The following is a 24,765-nucleotide window of genomic DNA, read 5'->3' as shown; positions in this document are numbered from 1 at the left end:
GTCCCCTCACTCACCGGTCTCCTCCAGCAGTGTTCCGGCCGACGACAGCGGGGCGAACCGGCTGGGGGTGATGCCCAGCAGCTCGGCGGCCAGCTCCTCGTTGCCGGAGAACCCGGCGTCTGCGTCGACGGTCTGGGTGCCGTCCCAGAGCATGAGCATCGCCGAGACGGTGTGCGCGCCCTTGTCGTGGTGCATGTCGTAGTGGGCGGCCATGGGAACACTGTCGTAATGCACCCACAGGTCGTGCCCGGTCATGAACATGTCCAGGTCGAAGGTGACCGTCAGCCCCATGAGCTCGGGCTTGTAGCGGTCGTCGATCCCGGCGAAGGCCTCGTCCAGGGCCACCGTCCGGGGGCAGGTGGGCCTGGCGGAGGTGTACAGGGCGTTGGCGGCGGCGAACAGCGGCAGGTGGATCGCGGCGGACTTCTCCCCGCCCGACATCTGCTCGTGCTTGTTCTTGGTGAGCTTGACCTCCTCCTGCCCGGGCACGGCCATGCGCAGCTCGAACCGGTACCAGGTGCGGTAGTCCAGTACCGCCGACAGGACCTGTTTGTAGGTGGCGCGGGGGTGGGCGGCGTGGTGCTCGCTGATCATCTCCCGCAGGACCTCGCGCAACTGGGTCAGCCCCGAGTCGCCCAGGCCGGTGGTGTCGCGTTTGAGCAGGCGTGCGGCGATGGCCTGGTGTTCGGTGACGCGGTCCGAGCGGCTCCAGCGGATCCCGATCTGCGTCCCCGAGGACATGCGGCGCGAGCGGGTGTCGCGGTCCATCCCGGCGACCAGGTCGCGGGCGATACGCACCCGCTCGTGGATCTGCTGGGCGATCCCGGTGAGCAGTTCGTCCTCCAGGACGCCACGCTCCTCGTCGCGCAGCAGCGCGCCCTGCTCCTCGACCCGTTCGGCGATGACGCGGGCGAAGGCGGAGACGGGGTTGCGGCCGGTCTCGTCGTTGACGAACACCGTGATGACCCCGCTGACGCCGAGGTCGTGGTCGACCCGGTAGCCCTCGGCGTCGCCGCCCAGGGTGTCCTGGAAGACGCGCAGGGCGTGGGAGATCCTGGTGGAGGCGGACTTGAGGTCGCTGTCGTTGACGGCCGGGCCGGAGCCGACGACGGCGTCGAAGGCGTCGAACAGGTCCGCGGCCTGACCGGGCAGCACGGAGCGCACGACCGCCTCGGGGTCGGCGGAGACCGACTCCAGGATCTGCTCGGCGGCCCGTCCGGCGGTAGGCCAGGAGTTCCGGTCGGGCCATGCGGACGCGGTGTCCACGCCCAGGGTGGCGCGCAGGTCGGGATGGGTGAGGGCGGCGAAGGCGTCGGCCTGCTCGAACAGGGTGGCGAACGCCTCGGTGAGGGCCCTCTGTCCGCCCTCCAGTTTCTCGTCGGCCCGGATCATCGACTCGTGGGCCGCCGCGGCCTCCCGTTCCGCGCGCTGGTGGGCCTCGCGGGCCCCGCGCAGCTCCTCCTTGACCTGTTCCAGCTCGGCCATGAGCTCCTGGACGGGGGCGCTGATGCCGTCCAGCTTGGCGGCCAGCTCGGCGGCGGCCCGCTCGTGCTCGCGTACCCGTTCCTCGTGGCGTTCGCGGTCCTGCTCCAGCCGCCCGCTCAGCCGGGTGACGGTCTCCATGCGGCCGTCCAGGTCGGTGGTGTGCCGGGCGACCTCGGTGCGGGCGGCGTGCAGGGCGCGGGCGCTCGCCATGAAGTCGTCCACGGCCCGGGCGACGGCGTCCACGGCCTCGGGGTGGACGGGCATGGCGCGTTCGGTGGCCACCGCGCGCACCTGGTGGCGGTGGGCGTCCACCTCGGCGACCGCGGCGTCCAGGTCGCGGCGGCGCTCCTCGCTCTCGGCACGCGCCGAGGCCAGCAGGGCGGACTGCTCCGCGACCCGGCGCACGCCCCGGTCGACGGGGGCGGTGTCGGGCAGGGCCGTGCGCGCCCGGGCGAAGGCCTGGAGGAGTTCGCCCGCCCGGTCGATCTGCCCGGTGATCCGCGTGCGCCGTTCGGTGAGCCCGGCGATGCGTGCGTCGCGGTCGGCCAGGCGTTCGCGGCGGCGGTGGGCGCGGTTGGTGGCCCCGACGAACTCGGGGGCGGCCTTGGGGTGCGAGCCCACGAGGATCCCCTGGGCGAAGTGCGCCCGGGTGCTGACCGTGTGCGCGACCGCTCCCCCGGCACCGCCGGTGTCGGTGAGGCGTACCGACTCCAGGACACGGGCGATGACGTGCTCGGGGACCAGGTCCTGTTCCTCGGGCACCAGCACGTCGGCCAGGGTGGGGCCCCTGTCCACGACGGTGGTGTCGCCGGGCAGCAGGTAGGCGTCGGCGTCGCCGTCGGCGAGGGCGGCGCGGGTGGCGTCGGCGTCGGGGTGCACCCAGGCGGTGAGCAGGCCCGCGCCGTACAGGGCGCCCTCGACCGCCGCGGTGTCGGAGTCGGGGACCCCGTCGGCGAAACGGACCAGTTGCCACAGCGGGGCGCCGGGGCGGCCCTCGCGCGAGGCGGTGCGCAGGTCGTCGGCGGGCGGCGCGTCGTCGCGTTCGGCGGCGATGTCCTCGCGTTCGCGGGTGAGCAGTTCGACCTCGGCGTCGAGCTGGTCGCGGCGGGTCTCCAGGGTGCGCACGTGCGCGGCGGCGTCCAGGCGCTGCTGGTCGGTGTGCTCGCCGTAGACCTCCGCCAGGGTGGGGGTCCCGGGTTCGCCGAAGCCCTCCAGGGCTTCGGTCAGTGCCCTCACGCATGCGGTGTCGGTGACCGGGGCCGGGCCCCCGGTCCAGTGCTCGGTCCACACGGTGAGCGCCTCGGCGGCGGTGCGGCGGGCGGCGGCCAGCTCCCCGTCCGCCCGCTCGCATTCCTGTTCGCGCGACCGGAGCCTGTCGTCGGCCTGGGCGTCGGCCCTCTCGGCGGTGCCGCGCGCGGTCTCGGCACGGGCGAGGTCACTGAGGCGTTCGCGTACCGCCGCCACGTCGGCGCGGCGGGCGGTGGCGCGCGCCTGGGCGGTGACGGGCAGGTCGTCGCCGGTGTCGACGGGGCCCTCGCCGTCGTGGTCGAGTCCGGCCTGCACGACGGCCTCGGCCAGTTCCGCGGCCAGTTCACGGGTGCGGGACCGTCCGTGTTCGAGGCTGGCGGCGACCTGGTCGGCCTCCCGCCGCAGGGCGGCGACCTCTCCGGCCTGCTCGTCGAGACTGCCCCGCTGCTCCTCCAGCTGGAGAGCGGTCTCGGTGCTGTGCGTGCGCTCGACCTCCAGGGCGGCGTGGCTGCGGAAGGCCTCGTGCGCCTCCAGCCCGCTCCTGCGCGCCGCGAGCCGGCGGACCTCGGCGTCGTGCTCCTCGGACTGCTTGGTCGCGGTCGCGTGCGCGAGGGTGGCCCGCTCGCGGGTGTCGCGGGCACCGGTGATGGCACGGGCCTGCTCGGCGGTCTGACCGGTGGCGGTGCGCACGCGGGCCAGGCGGTGGCGGGCGTGGAGGGTGAGGTAGGAGGCGTACTCCTCCACGAAGGCCGTGGTCGCGGCGTGCGCGGTGGTGGCCTGGTCGAAGCGGCGCTGCACCGCGGCCAGGTTGGTGAAGTCGCGGGCGGCCTGGTCGACGAGCTCCTCGTCCAGGGGGCTCAGTCCGCTGGTGAGGGTCTCGGAGACCTTCTCGGGGTCCAGGTCCTTGGCCAGCAGGGGGCGGCGCAGCGCCAGGAGCAGGTCGAGCAACTGGACGTAGCGCTCTCCGAGGCCGAACAGGCGGGCGTCCACGGCCCTGCGGTAGTCGGCGGCGGTGGACTGGAAGGCGGTCTCGCCCAGGGCCGCCTTGAGCTGCCTCTCGGTCAGCGGGCGCCCGTCGGAGGCGAGCAGGCCGAAGTCCACGCCCAGGCGCTGGTCGGTGACGAAGAAGGAGGGGATGACGCCGTCGCGGTGCCTGTGCGCGCGCAGCCCGATGACCAGGGTGACCGTCTCGGTGCCCGCGTCCCCCGGCGCCGGGGCCGGGCGGGCGAACTCCGTCCACACGTACCCGTACTCGGCGTCCTGGCCGCGGTAGAGCAGGTTGGACTTCATGGTGCGGTTCTGGCCGCTGAAGGGATCGAGGCGGCGGGCGTCGGTGTACCCGTCCAGGACGAACGGGAAGAGCACCTCCAGTGCCTTGGTCTTCCCCGAGCCGTTGTGTCCGCGCAGGACGAGGCGCCCGTCGGCGAACACGAACTCCTCGTCGACGTAGTCCCAGACGTTGATCACACCGGCGCGGCTGGGCCGGAATCGGTCGCTCCTGGGGGACATCAGTTTCCTTCCGCGGGAGTGTGGTCGGCTGCGGTGGCGGGCGCACCGGCCTCTTCGGGGGTGGCGGGCGCCCCGTCGGAGGGGAGCGCGTCGTCGGGGGTCCGGGTGTCGGACAGCCCCAGGGGCAGCTGGCCCCCGTCGGCGCGTTCGGGCAGCGCGCCCTGGAGGTTGCGGTAGCGGGAGGCGGCCGGGAGCACCAGGGCGCCGCCGGGGACCGGCCGGACCAGGGAGAGCTCGGTGAGCAGGTCCAGAGCGGCGTCCAGCAGGCCGTAGGGGTCCTGCTGCCAGGCGCCGCCGAAGGAGGAGGCGCCGAACTCCGCGAAGAGTTCGTGGATCATGGTCTCCCACCGGCCGTGCTCGACCAGGGGGACCTCCAGTCGCGCGGACGCCTCGCCCTCCCGTGTCCCCGAGGAGGGCTCCCCGCTCCAGGCGAGTTCGGCCACGACACCGTCGCGGGGCAGTCCGGCGTCCACGAGCCGGACGAGTTCGGCCTGGTCGACGGCGTGCGGGGGCACGGGCAGCACGACCAGCGCGGCCAGGGAGGTCTCCAGCAGATCGGCCACCTTGGCCAGCAGCAGTCCGGCGGTGCGGTTGACCGCACCGCCCCTGCCGGGGAAGGGCCGGTCGGTGAAGGTGCCCGCGGGGTCGGCCAGCAGGACGCCCTCGGCCCGGCGCTCGACCCTGAGCCCGGTGGCGCGGGCCAGGTCCTCGGCCACGCCCCGGCCGCGCAGGACGGCGGCGACCACGGGTTCGACGTCGGCGTAGTACACGACCGGCCGCTCCACCAGCAGCCGCCGGGCCCGGCGGGCCGCCCGCTCGCGCAGCGAACCCTCGGTGAGCGGGTCGGAGAGCAGCCCGGCGGCGCTGTTGAGGTGCTGGACCGGACGCGCCGGGCGGAACAGCACCTCGCACACCTCGTGGTCGATGTCGAAGAGGGCGTCGCCCTGCTCGCCTCCCGCCGCCCACGCCTCCAGGGACCCGTCGGACAGGTGCAGGGCGCCCCGGTCCACCAGCCAGTGGGCGACGTCGACCAGCGCGGCCTTGTGCGTGCCGTCGGTGGGGTCGTAGCCCAGCCCCCCGACGGCGTTGGCGGTGGGGGTGAGGCGACCGACCAGGTCGGCGAGGCTGATCTCGATCTGCGAGCGCTGGAAGGCGGCCAGCAGCAGGCACAGGTAGGCGAGCCTGCGCCGGTCGAAGGGCCTGCTCCTGCGCGAGAAGGTCTGGCGCTGGGTGGGGTCCAGGGCGTCGAGTTCGCGGACCAGGCGCACGTGGCCGGTGGTGGCGACCAGGGTGTAGCCGAAGAGCCGCTCCAGGTCGGCGGCCAGTTCGTCGGCCCAGCGCAGTACCTGGTCCAGGACGCCGGTGCGCGGGCGCGCGGCGGTGATGAGGTCGCACGTCAGGACACGGCGCATGGCCTGCTGGTAGGAGCCCAGGTCGGCGGGGGCGACCGTGCGGGCGAAGAGTCGGGGCATCACACGTTCTTCGTTCGGGTCCGGTGGCCGACGACCTCCAGGCGCAGGCCCGGCAGGTGGAGTCGGCCCTGGCTGGTGCGGACGGTGCTGCCCGCCGGATCGGGGACCAGGCGGACCATGGTGCCGTCGCCCGCGCCCGTGGCCGAGGACAGGCGTCCGGCGACGACCGTGCGCCCCTCCAGGGCGCGGGTGACCAGGCGCAGCAGGACGCGGGTGTCGGCCTCGCCCAGGACCCGGTCGTGGGCGCCCCGTTCGATCAGGCGGGCGGCGGCCTCGCGTTCGGCGGACCGGTCGGCGACCTGCTGTCCGCGCAAACGCGCCTGGGCGCCGGGGTTGCGCCGCACCGGCCTGGGCACACCCGTGGTGGGCGCGGTGCCGCTGCGGAACAGGGTCACCGACACCTCCACCCCGGGAGCGTCCCACCAGGTCATGTCGGGCGGGATCTGTTCCTCGTCGTCGTGGGCCACGCCCAGGTGGCGGGCGGAGCGGACGTTGAAGGCGGCACCCATCAGTGCGTGCGCGGCGCCGTCGTCGGGGGTGTTGAACACCCACTCGGCCAGGTGCCTCAGCTGGGTGGAGCGGTTGACGCCGCCGCGCTGGGCCTCGGTGATCTGGCGCAGCAGGGCGATGACGCCCGAGACCGCCGAGCGGGTGGCCGAGTGCAGTTCGGCGGCGCGTGTGGGCATGGCGTCGTCGGAGGCGAACCAGGCGCGCAGGGCCTGCCAGCGGCGCCGCCAGTCCGCCAGGCGCTCGTCGCGCTCCATGAACAGGCGCTCGTCGCGCTCGGAGGCGCGGGACAGCAGTGTGGCCAGCCCGGTCGCCTCCACCTCGCGCACGGCCCGGTCCAGGCGGGGCAGGTAGCGGTCGAGTTCGGCCATGAAGTCGCTCATGTGCACCAGCAGGGCGTTCTTGTGCCGCAGGAACATGTCCGGGGAGGCGTCGGTGGAGCGCAGGATCTCACCCAGGGTGACGTGGAACTGGGCAGAGCGACGCCCCATGTCCTCCATGGCCGAGTCCAGGCGCGAGAGCCTGCGGTAGACCTGTTCGTCCTGTCCGGTGCGGTTGGCCTCGGCCAGGGCGCGCAGGTCGTCCAGGACCTCGGAGAAGACCAGCCGTGACAGGTTGACGTCCTCGATGCGGGCGCCCAGCAGGTTCTCGACCGCCTGGTAGGCCCAGTAGCCGAGTTCGCTGAACTGGTACACCGACTGGCGGTTGCGGTAGCGCGTGAGGTTCCCGGCCCGGGAGGCGTCGTCGAAGCGGTGCACGACGCGGTCGGCGTGGAGTTCGTCCAGGCGGTCGCGCAGGTTCCGGTCGGCGACGGGCACCTGGTCGTGGGACGCCGCGAGTTCGCGCAGGGCGGCGGCGACGTCGTCGGGGGCCACCTGGACCTGGTGGACCTCGCGCAGGCGGTCCATGGCCCGCAGGATCCACAGGTAGGTGACGTGGTCGTCGCGCCGGGTGAAGTTGAACAGGCGGAACCGGTCGCTGATCGCCAGGGAGTCCATGTCGAGGGCTCTGCGTTCGACCATGGGCCATCCCTTCGGTTGGTGTGCGCGTGCCTGCCCGGGCGTCCCGCGGACGCCCCCACGTCAATGACGCTAAGTGACCGAAGAGACGGTACACCCGTTTTCCACAGGACCGATTCACGGGAGGGCGCGTGGAGATCGCCGCGCCGGGCAGCCCGTCGGAACCCTAACGTCGGCGCCCGCGACCGAGCACGAACAGGCCCGTGGACAGGCTGACCACCAGCAGGACCGCCATGGCCGCCAGGAAGCCCACCGGCCCCACATGGGGGCTGAGGATCAGCGGGATCGCGGCCGCGGTGACCAGGCCGCCCGCGAAGAACGGTTCGAAGAGCAACTGCTTGTAGCCGAACGCCAGGTACGCGGGCGACTTCATCTCCGGGTCGACCATGCGCATCAGTGCAAGGCCGGTGGCGGTGATGCCGAGCGACTTGCCGAACTCGCCGAGACCGCGCTCGAACCAGTAGCCGGGCATCATGCGGGGTGCCAGGAACAGGAAGGCGCACACCGACCACAGGACGCCCGCGACGGCCAGGATGGCGAAGACGGCGAAGTCGGCGGCGATGCCCCGCAGCGGAACGGTGCCGATCGAGGTGAGGATCAGCATGTCCAGTGACAGGCCCTGGACCCGCTCGACGCTCCTCTGGTCCACGACGTCGTTCCGGTCGAAGCGACCGATGAGCAGCTGGAGGAGGAGGCCGCCGACCATGGCCAGCGGGAACAGCGGCACGTAGACCATGATCTGGAGGATGTCGGCCCACAGCACCCGCTCCAGCCACTGCAGCCCCATGAGTAGAAGCTGGCCGATCAGCACCGCGAGGGCGATCAGGCCGACGTGGAGTGTCAACGGGTCTATGGAGGAGGGGTGGACCGTCATGGTCGAGCCCGGTGAGCGCTCCTCCCGTTCGATCAGCCCGGCCCGCTCCCCTGCGGTGCTCCCGGCCTCGGGGCCGATGAAACTGGTCTCGCCTCGGCTCGCGCCCCGGTTGAGGAGGACGACGCCGACGACGACCCCGGACAGCAGGCCGACGGTGGCGAGGCCCAGGGCCAGGTCCTGGCCCGCGGCCCAGCCCGCCTGGTCGAAGGTGTCGCCCATACCCACCGCGGTGCCGTTCCCTCCCATGAAGCCGATCTCGATCAGCGCTCCGGAGATCACCGGCACGTCGAACAGCGGGGCGAGCACCAGCAGCGCGAGCAGCAGTCCGATCACGTACTGGCCGCTCGCGACGGTGACGCCGAAGGCGAGATTGGGTCCCGCCAGGCTCGCGGCCTCGCGGAAACGGGGTAGGGGCTTGCCCAGGAAGAGGGTGGCGAAGACCACCGGGATGAGCAGGCCGGGCAGCGCGGACCAGACCGAGACCACGTCGGGACCGAAGAGACCTCCCCGGGCCAGGCCCGCGGTGAAGCCCCCGCCCCATCCCTGGTCGGAGAGCCATCCCATGAGGTTTCCGAGGACGCCGGGGCCCAGGAGCAGCGCGATACCGCCGCCGATGACCGAGCCGGGTAGGTGCAGTCTCCGCGGCAGCTTCCACCTGACCCGGATCATCTTCACTACCAGCAGCAGCGCTCCCAGAAGCAGGAGTGCGAGTCCGACGGTGTCAGGGGTCATCTCCACCTCTCAGGCCGTCCCGCGGGGAGAGGGGTACGCCGCCGGGCACGGTCGTGCCGGGCGGGTACGCCTCGGAGTCGGGTCCGTGGCGGGAGACAGAGGCCACCACGGACCGCGGGCGGCCGCGACCGGCCCACCCTCGTGCCTCCCCCACGCGCCCTGCCGCTACCCGGCGGAGTCGGAGCGTAACGCTCACGACCGAGGGGTGCCGGTTCCGTCACGGTAAGCCAGCCGTCTCGGACCCGCATGGAAGCGCCGCCGAGAGAGGGAAGCCCCTCCCCCGGCTGCGTGGGTTCCCAAGGACACAGGACTCATCTTTCCATTGACAAGATAAAGGCGAGCGGAGGAATATCTCCAGCGGAAAGATTCTGCGTCCGGCCCAGGAGGAAACCCCATGGCACCCCTCATCGCCCTCGTCTGCACCACCGCCCTGCTGCTCGCCCTCGGCGCCGCGGGCGTACGCCCCCTGCGCTCATGGCCGTCGGCTCTACGCGGCGGGCTCGCCGCCATGTTCACCCTGACCGGCGTGTCCCACTTCGTGGGCATGCGCGAAGAGATGATCTCGATGGTCCCGCCCGCGCTGCCCGCGCCCGACCTGCTGGTCACCGTCACCGGGGTCCTCGAACTGGCCGGTGCGGCGGGTCTGCTGTGGGCTCGGACCTCTCCCTGGGCCGCGGCCGGGCTCGGCGCCCTCCTGGTCGTGATGTTCCCGGCGAACGCCTATGCGATCACCGCACAGGTGAACACGGGCCTGACCGACGACCTGCCGGTCCGCACCGCGATGCAGGCGGTGTTCCTGGCCGCGGTGCTCGCCGTACTCGTCCACCACCTGCGCGGTGGGCGCCGCACGGCCCCGGCCGCGCCTCGGGCAGGCGACGGGACGGAGCCCGCCGGGGCCGGGCACCGGAGGGCTGTGTAGGGTGACCGCGGACCGGCGCCGACACGGGGGGAACGGTGGGATGAGCCTGCTGGCCATCAGCGACCTGCACGTCCGGCACGGCGGCAACCGTGCCTTCACCGAGGCCCTGCGGCCGGAGTCGAAGGACGACTGGCTCCTGGTGGCCGGGGACGTCGCCGAGACGACCACCGACATCCTCTGGGCGATGGAACTGCTGGCCGACCGGTTCGCCACCGTGGTCTGGGTGCCCGGCAACCATGATCTGTGGACCGTGCCCGCGGACCCCCTCCAACTGCGCGGGGAGGAGCGCTACCGGTACCTGGTCGAGGCCCTGCGCGGCCTGGGCGTGCACACTCCCGAGGACCCCTACCCCCTCTGGCCCGGGCCCGACGGCCCCGTCGCCGTGGCTCCCCTGTTCGTGCTCTACGACCACACTTTCCGCCCCGGGGGAACCAGCACCAAGGAGGAGGCGCTGGCCGTCGCCCACGAGGCGGGGGTGGTGTGCACCGACGAGTACCTGCTCCACCCCGATCCCCATCCCGGGCGCGACGCCTGGTGCCGTGCCCGGTTGGAGTACACGCGCTCGCGGCTGGACTCCCTCGATCCGGACCTGCCCACCGTGCTGGTCAACCACTTTCCGCTCGTGCGCGAGCCCACGCGGGTCCTGCGCTACCCCGAGTTCGCCCAGTGGTGCGGCACCGAGGCCACCGCCGACTGGCACGTGCGCTACCGGGCACGCGCCGTCGTCTACGGGCACCTGCACATCCCGCGCACGATCGTGGTCGACGGCGTTCCCCACGTGGAGGTCTCCCTCGGCTACCCCCGGGAGTGGGGCGCGCGCCCGCTCCCGCCCGAGGGACCGCGCCGCATCCTGCCGTAGGGCCGAACGGGCTCCAGGCTCCACCGCCCTCCGCTTCGGAAGGCGGGGATCCGCCCCGGCCGGCACCGACCGGGGCTCTCTCCCCCGTTGGTGTGTCCGTCCCGCAAGGTTGAGGGGACCTCACGGGACGGACCGGGGGGAGGGGGAGGGAATTGCCTGCACGAACCGGCCGGACCCGCTGGCGGCGGAAGCCTCTTCGTGAACTGATGATCATCCTAGGAGGGGACATTCGAAAGGCGCAAGGGATACCGGATTTTTTTCCACACGAAGCGAGAAAAGGTTGTCCAATACCTATCTAGGCCCTTATCCAGGTCAACAACTGCACATACGCGCCCTCACCTGCCCCCACACACTCACGTAAGGCTTTGACCAGTGGGAACCCACGGGCAGGAGCCCTCACGGGACTCCGCCCACTCGCCGCGATGATTCTCCTGAATTCATGACATTTTGTGATGTGCATTCCCCACGGGGAATGACATGCCCGGCCGGGGCCGAGAGGACGACCGGGGAGTTTCCGGATGACCGATGGAGGCGCACCGCCACGTCCGCACCCGCCCCCGCGGTGCGGCCCGCACCGCGGGGAGACGGGACCGGCCAGGCCAGCGGGGCCGGCGGGATCGGTGGGGGCGGCGGGAGTCAGCTCTCGGTCTCGCCGACCCGGCTCAGGCGCGCGGCCTCGTCCTGCCAGTGGCGCAACCGCCTCTGCATGCGGTTCTGATTGTGGGCCAGGGCGGCCATGGCGAAGGTCGCGACCAGAACGGCCCCGACGAGGAAGAACGTGATGGCGGTAGCGGCGACCAGGATGACGGTGACGTTCACGACGCACACCTCCGATGATCCTTTGTCTCTTCTGCGAGGCCGTCCCACAGGCGGAAGAACAAGCGGGAAACGCGTCGAACCTGAGGCAAGGTCAGTGACTTGATGGTTACTATGGGGCCTGAGTTCAGGGCCTCTTGCGGAGGACCCGGCTCAAGGTTAAGCTAAACCCTTCACATCCGGAAATGTCCATTTTGGGGACTATTCGCGGATAAGCGCACACCCAAGGGACGTGAAGGGTACATCCGATGTACGTCAACATTCCCCGTGCACAGGGCGAGTACGAGCATGCCCTGAGAGAACTGCGCCGGGGAATCGGCTGCACGTCGGACAGACTGTCGGAGAGCATCCTTCTCGAACGCTCGATTCGGGAGAGGATCGAGGCCCGAGGGGAAGAGGTCACCGCCGACCGCCTGATCATGGAGCTCACGCACCTCATAGATTCCATCGAAGACCCCAAGTTCCGCGAGTCCCTGCTTGTGGCGCTGCGGCTGGATCTGCGATACCAGCAGCGCACCCTGATGGAGCGCCGCAAGGACTACAACCGCGACCTGAGGAATTCACCGGACTCCGAGATGCGACGCCTCCATGTGGACAGCCTGCGCACCATGGAGCGGCGCGAGAACAAGGCGATAGAACAGGTCTCCCGCTACCTGGACAACGGCCACCAGGTGTCCGACCGGGCCCATCTGCATGATTTCCCGCTGCGCCCGATCGCGCCCCAGGGAGAACTCGCGGTGGAGGCGATCTCCTACTCGTGCGCTTTCTCCGACACCGGCGTCCTACGGACCCAGGACGTCACGCGGTGGGTGAGGGCGACCTCACCGCAGACCAGTCCCGATCTGACGGTGACCCACCGGTACTTCAACGAGAACAAGACCGGTTTGCTGGACATCGAGAGTCTCTACGGCTGCCGTGTGGTCGAACGCTCCGAGACCGTCAGCGGCGACCTTCTCGCCAGGATCAGCATCCACAAGGACCTCGCCCCCACGGACGGCGTCTACTCCTTCGGATCCCGGATCAACGTGAACAGCGACGCCACGTGCAGGCCCGTCATCGTGTGGCGTCCTCGCACGTCCTTCACCAAGCGCATCGAGTTCCATCTCAGGTTCCGGGAACCGCATCTTCCTGTCCGCGCGTGGTGGTTCGTCAGTTCCCAGGAGGTCGAAGGAGAACTGGAACCGCCGATCAGCGAGGGCCGGCATCTGGAGCACCTCGACGAGGGGAGATACCTCTACAGGATATTCGAGAACGAAGACATCACACCCGACCTGCGCTACGGTATATCATGGGTGTGGCCAGGCTAATACATATTTTACGCAGAAAACCTGCACAAGCACGCAGAAACCTGCACAAGCAAGAGAGAACGTCAATGGAAAACGACGGCTGAATTCCACCGAGTGGCCCCAGGCGCCACTGGTGCTTTTCTGGCGCGCCCGGCTCCCTGATCGGGCCGGGCGCATGTGTGTCGGACCTCAGTTCTCTCCGTTGTCCATGCTTCCCTTCCCCGACGGACCCTCGCCAGCCTACCGGCCCGCCCGCACAAGACACGGTAGCCAAACCCATCTCGAATTCCAAGAGTCCCGACCAAAGTAATGTTGTTTATCCCATTGTTCTTGGGGCGAAGGTTTAAAAAGGGTGGGCGACGGGAATCCTATTTCTTATCCCGCATATTTCTCCCGGCCTCCCCCGACCTCCTGAGAACCTCGCCTCCCGATATCCGCCCCGCCCTCCCGGGTTTCCCGGCCGAACGCGGCACCGGAGCGGAACCCGGAACGGGCGCCGAAGGAGGCTCACACCGTGGCGCCTCCGGGTTTGCGGGCCAGGCCGCAGAACTCGTCCATCTCCCTGGCCCACTCCACCTGGGCGGGCTCGGGCCGCCACAGCGGGCAGGAGACCACGCCAGGCTCCACCAGTTCCAGGCCACCGAACAGGGCGGTGAGCCGCTCGGGGGTGCGCAGGTGGTAGACCGCCGACCCGGCCTCGTTCCACAGGCGCACCGCCTCGGCCATCGTCTCCCCCGTCACCGCACTGGTGCTGTGCACGATCGCCAGGAAGCTGCCCGGGGCCAGCGCGCCCATCAGGTGGTCCAGGATCGCCCCGGCCTCGGCGTCGTCGCCCACGAAGGGCAGGACGCCGAGCAGGATCACCGCCACCGGCCGCCCCCGGTCCAGTGTCCTCCCCGCCTCCGCCAGGATGGCCGCGGGATCGCGCAGGTCGGCGTGCACGTAGTCGGTGGCGCCCTCGGGAGTCCCGGCCAGCAGGGCGCACGCGTGGGCCAGCACCAGCGGGTCGTTGTCGACGTAGACCACCCGCGCGGCGGGGTTCGCGGCCTGGGCGACCTCGTGGGTGTTGTTGGCGGTGGGCAGACCGGCGCCGATGTCCAGGAACTGGACGATGCCCTCGTTCCTGACCAGGTGGGTGACGACGCGCGTGAGGAAGCCGCGGGTGGCCAGGGCGATGTCCACGATCTCGGGCAGGACCGCGACGATCTGGTCGCCCGCCTCCCGGTCGACGGGATAGTGGTCCTTGCCGCCCAGCCAGTAGTTCCAGACACGCGCCGAGTGCGACACCGTGGTGTCGACGGGGGGTGGGGTGGTCATCGTGCTCCAGGGGTGAGGGGGCGGACACCCACAACCTACGAGCGAGACCGAAGGCCGCGCACCGGCCTTTGGTCCCTCGCCCGCCTCGCTCCGAGCTCGCTTCTCCCCGGCGGCACCCGGAGCGAGCGTGAGCGCCACCGGCCCGCCCGTGCGGTTCCCCGCGGCGTTCCGGCGGCACCCACAGCGCTGCCACGGGCGCACGGCCCGCACGGCCCGAACGGTACGGCCACGCGGTGAGGCCCGGCCGCGGGGGGACTGACCCGGCGCACCGACCGCTCGGTGCGGGGCGCCGCTTCGTCCGGGCGCCCCGCACCGTCACCACCGCACGGCGCGCACCGCACGTACGGGTGGAGTCACCAGTCGGGGCTTCCGGTCAGTTCGCGCACCGCGGGCAGCACGGCGTCGACCACGGTGGGGAACCACGCCGAGAACGGCAGGGTCTCGCACATGCGCTCCAGCTCGGCGGAGCCGGCGAACGCGGTCTCGGCGACCTCGTCCGGATCGGGGCGGAGCCGACCGCGCACCAGTCCCACGAAGAGGTGGTTGTACTCCTGTTCCACCAGACCGGAGTCGGGGTCCGGGTGGTTGTAGCGCACCGTCCCGGCCTCGCGCATGAGCGCTGGGGCCGCGCCCAGTTCCTCGCAGGTGCGCCGGGCGGCGGCCACGAAGGGCGGCTCCCCGGGGTGGGGATGGCCGCAGCAGGTGTTGGACCACACCCCGGGCGAGTGGTACTTGCCGAGGGCGCGGCGCTGGAGCAGCAGGCGGCCCCGGTCGTCGAAGAGGAAGACGGAGAAGGCCCGGTGCAGTCGCCCGGGGGGCAGGTGCGCGGAGACCTTCTCCGCGGTACCGATCGTCGTCCCGTTCTCGTCGACCAGTTCGAGCATGACCGGCTCGGCGCCGGGGTCGGCCAAGGATGCGGTGGAACGGTGGTCGGCGGCTGGACTGGTGGGCATGGGCGTCCCTCACGTTCGAACGTTCGACGGCGGATGCGGGGTCGCGGCGGCGCGGGGTCCGCGCCGCCGCGCGACGCGTCAGACGCGGTCGGCCGCGATGAGCAGGTAGTGGAAGCTCCCCTCCCGGTACGCGGTGAGGAAGGGGTCCTCGATCCCGGTGGCCACCGAGGACCGCGCACGCAGCTCCCAGTACGGGATCGTGCTCGCGGTGAGGTCGACGACCTCGATCGGGACGAGGCTGTTGGCCGCCATCGCCCTGAAGTACTCGCTGCGGGAGTGGATGTTGCAGGTGTAGTGCTCGTCGATGCGGCTGACGGCCTTGGAGCGACCTCCGGTGACGTCGTTGTAGCATCCGGTGATGGTGACGTAGCGGCCGCCGTACTCCAGCAGGCGGGCGTGCTCGCGGAAGAGGTCGAACAGGTCCACGTACATGGTGGACTCGTTGTTCCAGCTGGCGCGCAGGGAACCCGTTCCGAAGCCGGTGTCGAGCATGTTGCGGAAGTGGAACCGCACCCGGTCGGCCACACCCCTCTCCTCGGCCTGCCCGTTGGCGAAGGCGACCTGCTGCTCGGAGATCGTCACCCCGTCCACGTGGCAGCCGAAGCGCTGGTGGGCCATGAAGCTGGTGCCGCCCCGCCCCGAGCCGGTGTCCATGATCCGGTCGTCCGGTGAGATCCGTCCCAGGTGGTCCAGGAGCAGGTTCGCCTGCGCCGTCTCCAGGCGGTGCATCTCCCGGATGACGCGCTCGTCACGGGTCTCCTCCGGGCCCTCCAGCACGGAGGGGTCGTAGTCGCCGATCCCGTAGTGGTGGTGGTACAGGCCGTCGACCTCGCCGAGCCGGATGTTGACGGGGTCCTTCTCGGCGTTCCAGTACGCCGCCACGGACTTCTGGTAGGCGGTGCGCAGGACGTTGGGGGCCATGGTCTCGGTCATGAGGGAGAACTCCTTGTCGTGTGGTGTCCCGGTCGGCCGGGGCCGGACCGGGCGAGCAGGCGGATCGGGGTGAAGGGCGGATCAGGGCGGGCCGTACGGGGCCGCTCCCCCGCTCAGGAGCTGTCCGCGCCGTGGTAGCGGGGGCTGCGGGCGTGCCATTCACGGCTGCCGCCGAGCCAGGCCCACAGGCCCCACAGGAAGCGGCGCAGTTCCGGTGAGCCGCTGAGGGCCAGGGCGGCGGCCTCGGCCTCGAAGGCGTGCATCAGCTCGTCGTGGACGTCGACGGTGCGCTGGACGGCCTCGCCCAGCGAGCAGTCGTCCTCGGTGGCGATCAGTCTGGGCAGGCTGAGGTCGGTGACGTCCTCCTTGCCCATCGAGTACAGGTCGTTCACGATCACGCTCGCGCTTCCCGCCAGGGTGAACACGCGGCGCACGCTCGGCTGGGCGAACTCCGCCCAGGGGAGCTCGTATCCGGCGACCGGGTCGATGAGCGCCATGCACGGCACGAAGCTGTTCTCGTGCCGGTGCATGAGGAACTCCCAGACCGGCGGCCTGTGCCCGGTGGCCAGCCAGACGGCCTCCTGGTTGTAGGCCACGAACATGATCGCCAGCTCGTGGCGGAGCCTGCGCACCTGTGCCGCCGTGGCGTAGGCGCCCAGGTTGGCCAGGCTGGAACGGAGGGCGACCATAACGGGGTCCCCGCGGACGACCTCCTCCAGCTGGGGCGCGTAGCGCCGCGGCAGGTGGGCCTGGTCGATGACCGAGTGCGCGATCGCCAGGCGCCGGCCGAGCGTCTCCGGACGGGCCTCCTCCACCTCGCCGTCGACGTAGTGGTCGTCCACCGACCACTCGGACAGGGCGCACTTGGCGGCCGCCAGCAGCCGGTCGGGGTCGTCGGTCTCGGGGTGGGCGAGCATGATGAGGCGTCCGAACCCGGCCGCGCGGACGCGGTCGAGCTGACCGGGGTAGACCCCCACCTCCTCGGCCCACTCGACCAGCCGGTCGTCGACCTCCTCGCCCAGGGCGGGGTCGTCGCGCACGGCGGGCGGGCAGTACAGCGCCGGGACCTGCTCGACCCGCTTCTCCCGTGGACCGTCGCCCTCCGGACGCTCCGCCCCGTCCCGCGGATGGGCGGCGTCGGTGGTGGGGGTCCCGGGGAGACGCGCGCCCACCGGATGGGCGGGAACGCCCGGTGCGATGCCCGCGGCGGCGGTGCTCGGGCTCTGGTCGGCCGCGTGCCGCGGGGACAGCCGGAGCCGGAGCGCCGACGTCCCGATCCCCGAGCGCCCGACGGGCAGCCGGGGCGCGGGCGGTGTCCGCGGGGCCGGTGCGGACGCGGGCGCCAGCAGGTCCCGTTTCCCCGGGCGCCGCGGGTCGCGGAGCAGGGCCCCCACCAGGTCCGCCACCTCCGGGGAGACGGCGGGGGCTGACATCCTGGACAGCGGTGACACCGTCTCAGACCTCCTTCCCTGACAGTGCCGGATCGTCAACCACGCGGGTGGACCTCGGCGTTCTCCAGGATCCCGACGGCGTCGGGGACGAGCACCGCGGCGGAGTAGTAGGTGCTGACGAGGTAGGAGATGACGGCCTTGTCGTCGATGCCCATGAAGCGCGCGTTGAGGCCGGGCTCGACCTCGTCGGGGAGCCCGGTCTGGTACAGGCCGATGACGCCCTCGTTGTCCTCTCCGGTGCGGACGGCGATGATCGACGAGGTCTGGTGCTCGGAGACCGGGATCTTGCCGCACGGCAGGAGTGGAACGCCGCGCCATGCGGGCAGGTGGTGGCCGCCGACCTCCGCGGTGCCGATGTTCAGCCCCCGCTTGTTGCACTCCTTGCCGAAGGCCGCGATGGCCTTGGGGTGCGCGAACATGTACTGGGTGTTGCGGCGCATGCTCAGCAGGTCGTCCAGGTCGTCCGGCGTGGGCGGCCCGTCGTGGGTCTGGATCCGCTGCTTGAACTCGGTGTTGTGCAGCAGGCCGAACTCGCGGTTGTTGACCAGCTCGTGCTCCTGGCGCTCGCGCAGGGCCTGGATGGTCAGCCGCAGCTGCTGCTCGGTCTGGTTCATCGGCTTGTTGTAGAGGTCGGCGACCCGGCTGTGGACACGCAGCACGGTCTGGGCCACGTCCAGCTCGTACTCGCGCGGTTTGAGGTCGTAGTCGACGAAGGTGACGGGGAGTTCTGCCTCGCCGACGTGGCCCGAGGACAGGGCGATCTCGGCCTCGCCGTGCTTGTTCTGCCGCTGCTCGGGCAGGGACAGGTACTCCTGGACGTGGGCTTGCAGGGTGGGCGAGTCGTCCAGGATCGCGATGAACTCGCGTCGGGGCATCTCCAGCAGCGTGCCCGCCGTCGCGGCCTTGACGGTGAACTCCCACCGGGGTTCGGTGTCGAGCAGGTAGCGGTCACCGAACTTGTCGCCGTCGGCCAGCACGCCCAGCCAGTTGGTGTCACCGTAGTGGCCGTTGCTGGTCTTGTGCACGCGGCCGTGCGCCAGCAGGTACAGGTGGTCGGCCGGGGCGCCTTCCTCCGCCAGCACCTGGCCGGGCTCGAAGTCGCGCTGGACGAAGCGGTCGGCCAGGGCCGTCAGCACGTCGACGTCGTCGAAACCGCGCAGCAGGGCCAGCTCGCCGAGCTCCTGGGGGATGACCCGGACCTGCGCACCGGTCTGCGAGAACTCGATGCGCCCGTCGCCGATGGTGTAGGTCAGCCGCCGGTTGACCCGGTAGGCGCCACCGTCGGTGTGCACCCACGGGAGCATCCTGGTCAGCCAGCGGGAGCTGATCCCCTGCATCTGCGGCGCGGACTTGGTCGTGGTCGCCAGGTTGCGCGCGGCGGCGGTCCCCAGGCTCTGTTGCTTGCCGTTCCGTACCTCGGGAGCTGAATCGATCGACATCCGCCGGGTCTCTCCTGTGTGGTCGCGTGCCCGCTCCGCCGGGCCTGAGGGGCCCTGCGAAGCGGATCGGGAGGAAAAGGGGTGAGGACTACGCGGATACGGGGGCTGACCAGGGCCGTTGACGCGCAGGAAAGCGCCCCGCAAACCATTGGCAACCCTAGGACCGTCCATTCGGGGCGTGCAAGATAATCACGATTTTTCTCAACGCACGGAGAGGAATACCTGTCCTATACCTACGTTGGTCCTTATGGCACACCGCAAGGAGCACACCTCCGCCATGCGGGATTTCACCGACCACGTCAGCCACCTGAACAGCGAAGACGACAAGCTCTTCACCCAGAGTGACTAATCCACTACACAAACGCCCCACGGAGGAAATCCATGAAATAGGGACATGTCATGACGTGAATTCTTCATGAAAGGCGTTCCGCGAAGCCGATTCACGGTCACATACGGAAAGGGTTACGGTCGGCCGATGCCACAGCGGGGACCCGCCCGTCCCGGACCCGGCGAGCCCGGCCGCATGGAGCACCCCGGAACCGACCGCTTCCCCGAGGGGCCGGACCCCTCTTGCTGCCCAACGCCTGGGACCACGCGTCGGCGGCCGCACTGGCCGCCGCCTACGAGGAGGCCGGCGCCGACGGGGTGTTCGTTCCCGGTCTGTGTGACGAGGAGGAGCTCGCCGCCCTGGCCGGGGCCCTCGCGGAACGGTTCGCGGTGCCTCGGGGGCGACCGACGGCGGGGTAGGGGAACGTCCGTTCAGGCCGCTGTCCGTGGGAGACCATCAGGAATCACAGCAGAAACAGCACTCGCAACAGCTACAGCACTCGCAAAGGTTGCACCAGGCGTCACGGGGCTTGCCCGTCCACGGCCCGGGGTGGGGGTCACGGCAGCAGAACTGGCAGGTGCAGCACATGAACAGCGCGGCCACGCAGCCCGCCAGGATGCCTCGCGGCTTGGGCGGACGCCGGAGTTCGGGGGTGTCGCACGAACAGGAACCGCAGCAGTTGCCCTTGTGTCCGTTCCCGCCGGGGCCGGAGCCGTCCCCGTGTTCTCCGTCCCCGTGTCCGCCGCCGTGCTGGGCTCCGTGGCTCCCGTCCCCGTCCCATTGCTGCCGGGGGTGGGGGTGGCGGTGGTGATTCTGGTGATGGTCGTTCTGGTGGTGGCCCCGGTTCGGATGCCCTCCGTGGGCGAAGGCGCGCTCGACGGCTCGGCGCAGCTCCCCCACCAGGAGCGCGCGGGTCAGGCGGTCGTCGGTGAACTCGGCCTCCTCCAACGCCAACCGGACGCCAAGGACCGCGCCGTCGCACAGCTCGCGGGCCCGGCCGAGCCCGGTGCCGGTGGCCGTGAGCGGGTTCCAGGCGTTCCTCTCCCGGTCCTCCTCGCGGTCCTCGACCGCGTCCAGCAGGTGCGCGACCCGGCCGAACAGGCGTCCCGCGTCACGCAGCGGTTCGACGTTCGCGGGACGCCCCGCCAGGACCGCGGTGTGCGCGAACGCCTCGCCGGTGGCCTCCTCCGTCGGCCGGGTCACCGCCAGGACGTCGGTGCCGGGGCCCGCCGCCAGCTCGGCCTCCCGCTGCCGGTCGACCACCGCGACCAGCTCGGCTCCGTCGAATCCGAGCCCTGCGCCCGCCTCCCGCGCGCCACGCCGCCAGCGCTCGGCGACCCGTCCGGCGAGCGCGCGCACGCCGCGGCGGGCGTAGGGGCCGTCGCCGTCCTCGATGTGGTCGGCGATCTTGGCCGAGGCCAGCATCAGCGACACCGACGCCGCCAGGTGGGCGCCGGAGCCGTCGGCGACCTCGGCCCCGCGCATGCCGCGCAGGGGGCAGCGGCCCGCCCGGCGTGTACCGGCGCACTCCTCGGACTGGGCCGCGGTCAGGACCGACACCACCAGCCCGTCGTAGTTGGTGGCGATCCGGGAGGCCTGGCCGTGGTCGTCGCGCAGTGCCAGGCACAGCCCGCACATGTGCGACATCCACTCCCCGGCCAGTCCGTCGGACAGTGTGTGCCGACAGGGACGCAGGATTCCGAACACGGGCTGGTGGCCTCCTCTTTCCGCCGCCGCGACGGCGACCGCGGGCTGGACAAGGGGGTTCGACGCCCGGACCGCACGGAAAGTTCACGGCCGCGCGAACGCGTCGAAGGCGCGCTGTCGGCCTCGGGGCGGGCTCAGTGGTCGCCCGTGTCCAGCAGCCGCTCGAAGTTCCCCGCGGGACGCGCGCGCGTGGGCATGGCCTCCACGAACGGCAGCAGTTCCCGCCTGGCGACCCCGTAGACCCGGCGTAGTTCGGCCACCGGGTCGGAGTGCTCGTCCACCCTCAGGTCCAGGTAGGGATAGGGGTGACCGGTGTGCACGTACAGCGCTGCGCTCTGTCTGCCCCGCCTGTCCCCGCCAGCCGCCTGCCCCGCTTCCAGGGCGCTCAGCAGACGCTCGTCCATGCGGTCCCCGGCACCGGATTCGAACCGCTCCGCCATCGCGTCGAGCGTGTCGGCGCCGGTCAGGATGTTTCCCGCCACCGCGTATCCGACCCCCACCCTGTGGCCGCACCACGGATGCGTCTGCGATCCGGTGTGCGCGGCGGCGCGACCTCCTCGGTCGACCACGGCGACCTGCCGCGAGTCCGCGGCGGGGTCGGTGCCCAGGACCCGGTGCAGCGCGTCCTCGGCGGTGTGGGACCGCAGCAGATCCAGGGCGTCCGTGCCCAGCAGCGGGTTGATCAGCGCCTGTGTCGCGACCGCCCCCGCGTCCGCGTGGGCGAACACCGACAGCGCGCCGATCGCGGGCATCCGGCTGCTGACCGCGACACCGCACGTTCTGGCGGCGGTGTCGTAGGCGACGATCGAGAAGGTACCTGCGTACAACCGGAACCACCCTCGGGTGTTCGGGCGCCTGGATCGGTGCGGTGCGGCACCCTCGCCAGGGGCCGGGCGATCAGACGGATCGCCGGGAATGGTACCGGACGCGGGGACGGTACGTGCGCCGTCAGGCGGGACAGCGCGGAACAGCACCGCCCGGCGGGTCCTCATGCGGTGACCGCAAGGGTTCACCGGCTCGCCCCCCGCGCCGTGATCTTGTACTTATAGCGCACTTCGGCGCCTTGGGGTCAAGTGGTTGTTGCAACGAGGAACTTGTTGAGGACCTCGGCCGGAGTAGCCCAGCCCACTAGCGTCCCTCCGTCAGGGGGTCGAAGTGGTAGAGGCCGATCGGGGCCGGTGGCGGCAGGTCCGGTGCCGAGGTGGTGTGGTCGCTCCGGAAGGCCTGGAGGAAGTAGGCGACCAGTCGGCGGGAGGCGGCCGCCGCGGCTTCGGAGGACTCCGCGACGACGCCCTCGTTGGCCTTCATGACGAGGGTGAGGTCGGTCCGGGCGAAGTCGGCGCGCAGGTGCCCGGCCTCCTGCGCCCTCCGTGTCAGGGTGGCGAAGCCCCGTTCGGCGCACATGCGCTCACGCTCGAATTCGACGGCCCCGGGGAACTCGGTGAGGAACGCGGCGGTGAGCCCCCGGTCGGCCACCTGCATGGCGCACACCTTCTCGATGACGGTGCGGAACCCGCGCCACGGGTCCGGGTCCGCCAGGGCCTCGTCGACGACGCCGACACAGTCCGCGAGCTGGTCGGCGAAGACCTCCGTGACCAGCGACTCCCTGGTGGGAAAACGCCGGTAGAGCGTGGCCACGCCGACACCGGCACGGCGGGCGATCGCGGCCATGGGCACGTCGAGGCCGCGCGCCGCGAACGCCTCCCGCGCGGCTTCGAGGATGCGGGCGCGGTTGTGCCGCGCGTCCGAGCGCAGCCGCCCAGGCCCGGCTGCGGTGTCGGGGGCGGCGGTGTCGGGGTCCATCCGAGAGGAATCGGCAGCCATACCTCTCACATTAGCCATAAATGGACGGTGGCCTCCGTTTGCGGCGTAGCGTGCACGAGTGAAAGCCCGCCCACATTCGGTGTGCGGTGGCTGACGGAGGGAACCAGGACGGTGAATCGGATGCGCGCGGCCCTGTACGACCGGTACGGCGGCCCGGAGGTGCTGCACGAGGGCACGGTGGCCAGGCCCGGCACGGGGCCGGGGGACGTGCTGGTGCGCGTCCACGCCGCCAGCGTGAACGGCGGCGAACTGCTGGGCCGTGCGGGCGGGGTGCGCCTGGCGACCGGACTGCTCGACAGGGGCTTTCCCAAGCGGACCGGGAACGACTTCGCGGGCGAGGTCGTCGAGGTGGGGTCCGGCGCCTCCGGGTTCGCACCGGGAGAGCGGGTGTGGGGCGCGCTGCCCCGGACCTTCGGCAGCATGGCCGAGTTCGTGGCCGTCTCACCTCGACAGTTGGCCCTCGCCCCGGCGGGCACCGACCTGGTCGAGGCCGCGGCCCTGCCCGTCGTCGGTACGACGGCCGTCACCGCGCTGCGGGACAGGGCCCGTCTCGCCCCGGGCGAGCGGCTGCTGGTGCGGGGCGCGAGCGGCGGGGTGGGCAGCGTCGCCGTCCAGCTCGGCCGTGCCTACGGCGCCCACGTCACCGCTCTGGCCGGGGCCGAGCACCTCGACTTCGTGCGGGAGCTGGGCGCCGACGAGGCCTTCGACTACGCCGACACCGGTGCCGCCGACCTGCCGCCGTTCGACGTCGTCCTGGACACGGTGGGAACCGGGATGCCCGCCTACCGCAGGCGGCTGACCGGGAACGGGCGCATGGTGACGATCACCTTCGACAGCGGGCGCATGCTCGCGTCGCTCTCCTACGTCGCCGCCTCGGCCGTCTTCGGCTCGCGCCGTGTCCGCTTCTTCAGCGGCAACCCCAAGCACGAACTCTTCGCCGAACTGACCCGCCTGACCGAGTCCGGAGCCGTCCGTCCCGTCGTGGACAGGATCCTGCCCCTGGCCGAGATCGCCGAGGCCCACCGGGCGCTGGAGGCCGGAGGGATCCGGGGCAAGGTGGTGGTCAGCATGGCCGGCCCGGACGCCTGAGCCATGAGTGCGCGCCCTGTGCGGACCGCGCCGTCGCGCGATCCGCGCGCACCCCGGTAAACCGGGTGGCGCGAATGCCTCCCGACCCGGCCCCGTCCACCTGGGACAGCCGGCGCCGCCAGCCGGAAGATGCCGCCCATGGGAGTGGGCGGCACGCGACCCGCCCGTCAGGTCCGGACCGCCACGGTGCGGGAAGCCTCCCGCAGCCACTCCAGGTACCAGTCCACGAAGGTCAGGGGTGTGCCGTCCTCGCCGGTGAGCGGCTGGAGGTCCTCGTCGTCGACGCGGCCGTCGTTCCACATGCGCCCGGCCTCGGGGCCGGACACGACCAGCCACTGCCGTAGCGCGCAGCCCAGATGGCACAGGCAGAGCGCCCCGGCCGTGCGATCCTCGGCCCACAGGAGGTCGCCCATGCGCGCGTCCCAGGCCTCGTAGACCCTGTCGAACTCCTCGATGTCCTCGAAGTCCTCCTCCAAGGGCTCCTGGGCCCGCAGGGCGGCCAGCGACTCCGGATCGGGCCCGGTGACCGGGAACGGCTCCGCCAGCCGCGTCGGCGCGGCCAGGTCCGTACCGTCACCGTGCCACCGCCACCGGCCGTCCGTTCCTCTGACCACGGGAAAGACGCCGTAGGCGGGTCCGGCACCGCCCGCGCCCACCCTGAGCAGGAACTCCCGGTACCCGTCTGGCAGTCGCGTCCCCAACTGTCCCTCCAGCTCGGCCAGTTCCCCGGGTGTCAGCGGGTCCAGCAGCTCGAAACCGTGGTGACGGGCTCCGAACACCTCCCCTGCGCCGGGCGCACGCCCCAGTTCCCACACCTGCTCGCGGACTCCCGCCCACACATCCGTACTCGTGTCCATGGCGGCATCGTAGGGAGCGTCGAAGACAGTACGGCGGCGGCGGGCTGCCGGAGAAAGCGGGACGGCTTCCTTCACGCGCCGGGGATTCGATGCCCGCACTCCGGAAAAAGGCATGGACCACGTGATGCGGTAGGGCCGATT

Annotated in this window: 19 protein-coding genes; 5 read left to right on the top strand and 14 right to left on the bottom strand. The window is 71.4% G+C overall.

The window, feature by feature from the left end; genetic code table 11:
* Positions 1-6: 6 nt before the first annotated feature.
* The 4 genes from FYX01_RS13750 to FYX01_RS13735 all read right to left on the bottom strand — a co-directional run bounded on the left by FYX01_RS13750 (position 7) and on the right by FYX01_RS13735 (position 8,846).
* Positions 7-4,242, bottom strand: coding sequence for a TIGR02680 family protein (locus FYX01_RS13750; RefSeq protein ID WP_150241240.1), 4,236 nt, complete (start codon positions 4,240-4,242; stop codon positions 7-9).
* Positions 4,242-5,714 carry a DUF2398 family protein gene (locus FYX01_RS13745; RefSeq protein ID WP_223830448.1) on the bottom strand — a complete coding sequence of 491 codons (1,473 nt, stop codon included), beginning with the start codon at positions 5,712-5,714 and terminating at the stop codon, positions 4,242-4,244. Before FYX01_RS13745 ends, FYX01_RS13750 begins: the two co-directional genes overlap by 1 nt.
* Positions 5,714-7,243 carry a TIGR02677 family protein gene (locus tag FYX01_RS13740; protein WP_150241239.1) on the bottom strand — a complete coding sequence of 510 codons (1,530 nt, stop codon included), beginning with the start codon at positions 7,241-7,243 and terminating at the stop codon, positions 5,714-5,716. The genes FYX01_RS13745 and FYX01_RS13740 overlap by 1 nt, the downstream gene beginning before the upstream one ends.
* A 163-nt stretch (positions 7,244-7,406) precedes the next feature.
* Positions 7,407-8,846, bottom strand: a complete 1,440-nt coding sequence (locus FYX01_RS13735) for a sodium/glutamate symporter (RefSeq protein WP_150241236.1) — start codon at positions 8,844-8,846, stop codon at positions 7,407-7,409.
* A gap of 394 nt (positions 8,847-9,240) precedes the next feature.
* On the opposite strand from FYX01_RS13735, the gene FYX01_RS13730 reads away from it, so the two are divergent.
* Both FYX01_RS13730 and FYX01_RS13725 read left to right on the top strand, forming a co-directional pair.
* Entirely contained in the window at positions 9,241-9,765 is a 525-nt protein-coding gene (locus tag FYX01_RS13730) for a DoxX family protein (RefSeq protein WP_150241234.1), read from the top strand.
* Positions 9,766-9,805: 40 nt separating this feature from the next.
* Positions 9,806-10,624: a metallophosphoesterase family protein gene (locus FYX01_RS13725; RefSeq protein ID WP_150241232.1), complete on the top strand. Its 819-nt coding sequence runs from the start codon at positions 9,806-9,808 to the stop codon at positions 10,622-10,624.
* A 636-nt stretch (positions 10,625-11,260) separates the two neighbouring features.
* Here FYX01_RS13725 and FYX01_RS13720 read toward each other — a convergent pair.
* Positions 11,261-11,443, bottom strand: coding sequence for a hypothetical protein (locus FYX01_RS13720; protein WP_150241230.1), 183 nt, complete (start codon positions 11,441-11,443; stop codon positions 11,261-11,263).
* Positions 11,444-11,688: 245 nt separating this feature from the next.
* Here FYX01_RS13720 and FYX01_RS13715 point away from each other — a divergent pair, with 245 nt between their 5' ends.
* Positions 11,689-12,747 (top strand): hypothetical protein, encoded by a 1,059-nt coding sequence (locus FYX01_RS13715; RefSeq protein WP_150241228.1) that lies wholly within the window; start codon positions 11,689-11,691, stop codon positions 12,745-12,747.
* A gap of 486 nt (positions 12,748-13,233) precedes the next feature.
* Here the strand turns inward: FYX01_RS13715 and FYX01_RS13710 are convergent, their stop codons facing one another.
* The 5 genes from FYX01_RS13710 to FYX01_RS13690 all read right to left on the bottom strand — a co-directional run bounded on the left by FYX01_RS13710 (position 13,234) and on the right by FYX01_RS13690 (position 18,819).
* Positions 13,234-14,043 carry an SAM-dependent methyltransferase gene (locus FYX01_RS13710; RefSeq protein WP_150241227.1) on the bottom strand — a complete coding sequence of 270 codons (810 nt, stop codon included), beginning with the start codon at positions 14,041-14,043 and terminating at the stop codon, positions 13,234-13,236.
* Between the two features lie 353 nt (positions 14,044-14,396).
* A complete protein-coding gene (gene idi / locus FYX01_RS13705; RefSeq protein WP_150241225.1) occupies positions 14,397-14,996 on the bottom strand; it encodes an isopentenyl-diphosphate Delta-isomerase in 600 nt (199 codons plus the stop codon).
* Between the two features lie 78 nt (positions 14,997-15,074).
* The gene (locus FYX01_RS13700) at positions 15,075-15,929 is read right to left on the bottom strand and encodes a geranyl diphosphate 2-C-methyltransferase (protein WP_150241223.1); all 855 of its coding nucleotides are present in this window, start codon (positions 15,927-15,929) and stop codon (positions 15,075-15,077) included.
* 113 nt (positions 15,930-16,042) lie between these two features.
* Positions 16,043-17,362 (bottom strand): family 2 encapsulin nanocompartment cargo protein terpene cyclase, encoded by a 1,320-nt coding sequence (locus FYX01_RS13695; RefSeq protein WP_150241221.1) that lies wholly within the window; start codon positions 17,360-17,362, stop codon positions 16,043-16,045.
* A gap of 53 nt (positions 17,363-17,415) precedes the next feature.
* A complete protein-coding gene (locus FYX01_RS13690) occupies positions 17,416-18,819 on the bottom strand; it encodes a family 2B encapsulin nanocompartment shell protein (RefSeq protein ID WP_150241219.1) in 1,404 nt (467 codons plus the stop codon).
* 570 nt (positions 18,820-19,389) lie between these two features.
* Here FYX01_RS13690 and FYX01_RS26640 point away from each other — a divergent pair.
* Complete coding sequence (locus FYX01_RS26640) at positions 19,390-19,566, top strand: hypothetical protein (RefSeq protein WP_223830447.1); 177 nt, start codon at positions 19,390-19,392, stop codon at positions 19,564-19,566.
* Positions 19,567-19,603: 37 nt separating this feature from the next.
* Here the strand turns inward: FYX01_RS26640 and FYX01_RS13680 are convergent, their stop codons facing one another.
* The 3 genes from FYX01_RS13680 to FYX01_RS13670 all read right to left on the bottom strand — a co-directional run bounded on the left by FYX01_RS13680 (position 19,604) and on the right by FYX01_RS13670 (position 22,678).
* Positions 19,604-20,854, bottom strand: a complete 1,251-nt coding sequence (locus FYX01_RS13680; protein ID WP_150241217.1) for a DUF5685 family protein — start codon at positions 20,852-20,854, stop codon at positions 19,604-19,606.
* A gap of 134 nt (positions 20,855-20,988) precedes the next feature.
* Positions 20,989-21,681 (bottom strand): DUF1028 domain-containing protein, encoded by a 693-nt coding sequence (locus FYX01_RS13675; protein ID WP_150241215.1) that lies wholly within the window; start codon positions 21,679-21,681, stop codon positions 20,989-20,991.
* Positions 21,682-21,982: 301 nt separating this feature from the next.
* Positions 21,983-22,678, bottom strand: a complete 696-nt coding sequence (locus FYX01_RS13670; protein ID WP_150241213.1) for a TetR/AcrR family transcriptional regulator — start codon at positions 22,676-22,678, stop codon at positions 21,983-21,985.
* A gap of 120 nt (positions 22,679-22,798) precedes the next feature.
* Between FYX01_RS13670 and FYX01_RS13665 the strand changes: the two genes are divergently transcribed.
* On the top strand, positions 22,799-23,767 hold the full coding sequence (locus FYX01_RS13665) for an NAD(P)-dependent alcohol dehydrogenase (RefSeq protein WP_150241356.1): 969 nt from the start codon (positions 22,799-22,801) through the stop codon (positions 23,765-23,767).
* Between the two features lie 167 nt (positions 23,768-23,934).
* Here FYX01_RS13665 and FYX01_RS13660 read toward each other — a convergent pair whose 3' ends face one another.
* The gene (locus FYX01_RS13660; protein ID WP_150241211.1) at positions 23,935-24,624 is read right to left on the bottom strand and encodes an SMI1/KNR4 family protein; all 690 of its coding nucleotides are present in this window, start codon (positions 24,622-24,624) and stop codon (positions 23,935-23,937) included.
* Between the last annotated feature and the right edge of the window lie 141 nt (positions 24,625-24,765).

The organism is Nocardiopsis quinghaiensis (assembly GCF_008638365.1).
In the GTDB taxonomy this organism is placed as follows: Bacteria; Actinomycetota; Actinomycetes; order Streptosporangiales; family Streptosporangiaceae; genus Nocardiopsis; species Nocardiopsis quinghaiensis.
The sequence above is the reverse complement of the archived record's forward strand: the minus strand, read 5'-3'. Positions and strand labels throughout refer to the sequence as shown.

Coding starts and splice junctions, on each gene's coding strand:
- FYX01_RS13750 (WP_150241240.1), bottom strand. CDS start 4,242: ATGTCCCCCAGGAGCGACCGATTCCGGCCCAGCCGCGCCGGTGTGATC.
- FYX01_RS13745 (WP_223830448.1), bottom strand. CDS start 5,714: ATGCCCCGACTCTTCGCCCGCACGGTCGCCCCCGCCGACCTGGGCTCC.
- FYX01_RS13740 (WP_150241239.1), bottom strand. CDS start 7,243: ATGGTCGAACGCAGAGCCCTCGACATGGACTCCCTGGCGATCAGCGAC.
- FYX01_RS13735 (WP_150241236.1), bottom strand. CDS start 8,846: ATGACCCCTGACACCGTCGGACTCGCACTCCTGCTTCTGGGAGCGCTG.
- FYX01_RS13730 (WP_150241234.1), top strand. CDS start 9,241: ATGGCACCCCTCATCGCCCTCGTCTGCACCACCGCCCTGCTGCTCGCC.
- FYX01_RS13725 (WP_150241232.1), top strand. CDS start 9,806: ATGAGCCTGCTGGCCATCAGCGACCTGCACGTCCGGCACGGCGGCAAC.
- FYX01_RS13715 (WP_150241228.1), top strand. CDS start 11,689: ATGTACGTCAACATTCCCCGTGCACAGGGCGAGTACGAGCATGCCCTG.
- FYX01_RS13710 (WP_150241227.1), bottom strand. CDS start 14,043: ATGACCACCCCACCCCCCGTCGACACCACGGTGTCGCACTCGGCGCGT.
- idi (WP_150241225.1), bottom strand. CDS start 14,996: ATGCCCACCAGTCCAGCCGCCGACCACCGTTCCACCGCATCCTTGGCC.
- FYX01_RS13700 (WP_150241223.1), bottom strand. CDS start 15,929: ATGACCGAGACCATGGCCCCCAACGTCCTGCGCACCGCCTACCAGAAG.
- FYX01_RS13695 (WP_150241221.1), bottom strand. CDS start 17,362: ATGTCAGCCCCCGCCGTCTCCCCGGAGGTGGCGGACCTGGTGGGGGCC.
- FYX01_RS13690 (WP_150241219.1), bottom strand. CDS start 18,819: ATGTCGATCGATTCAGCTCCCGAGGTACGGAACGGCAAGCAACAGAGC.
- FYX01_RS13670 (WP_150241213.1), bottom strand. CDS start 22,678: ATGGCTGCCGATTCCTCTCGGATGGACCCCGACACCGCCGCCCCCGAC.
- FYX01_RS13665 (WP_150241356.1), top strand. CDS start 22,799: ATGCGCGCGGCCCTGTACGACCGGTACGGCGGCCCGGAGGTGCTGCAC.
- FYX01_RS13660 (WP_150241211.1), bottom strand. CDS start 24,624: ATGGACACGAGTACGGATGTGTGGGCGGGAGTCCGCGAGCAGGTGTGG.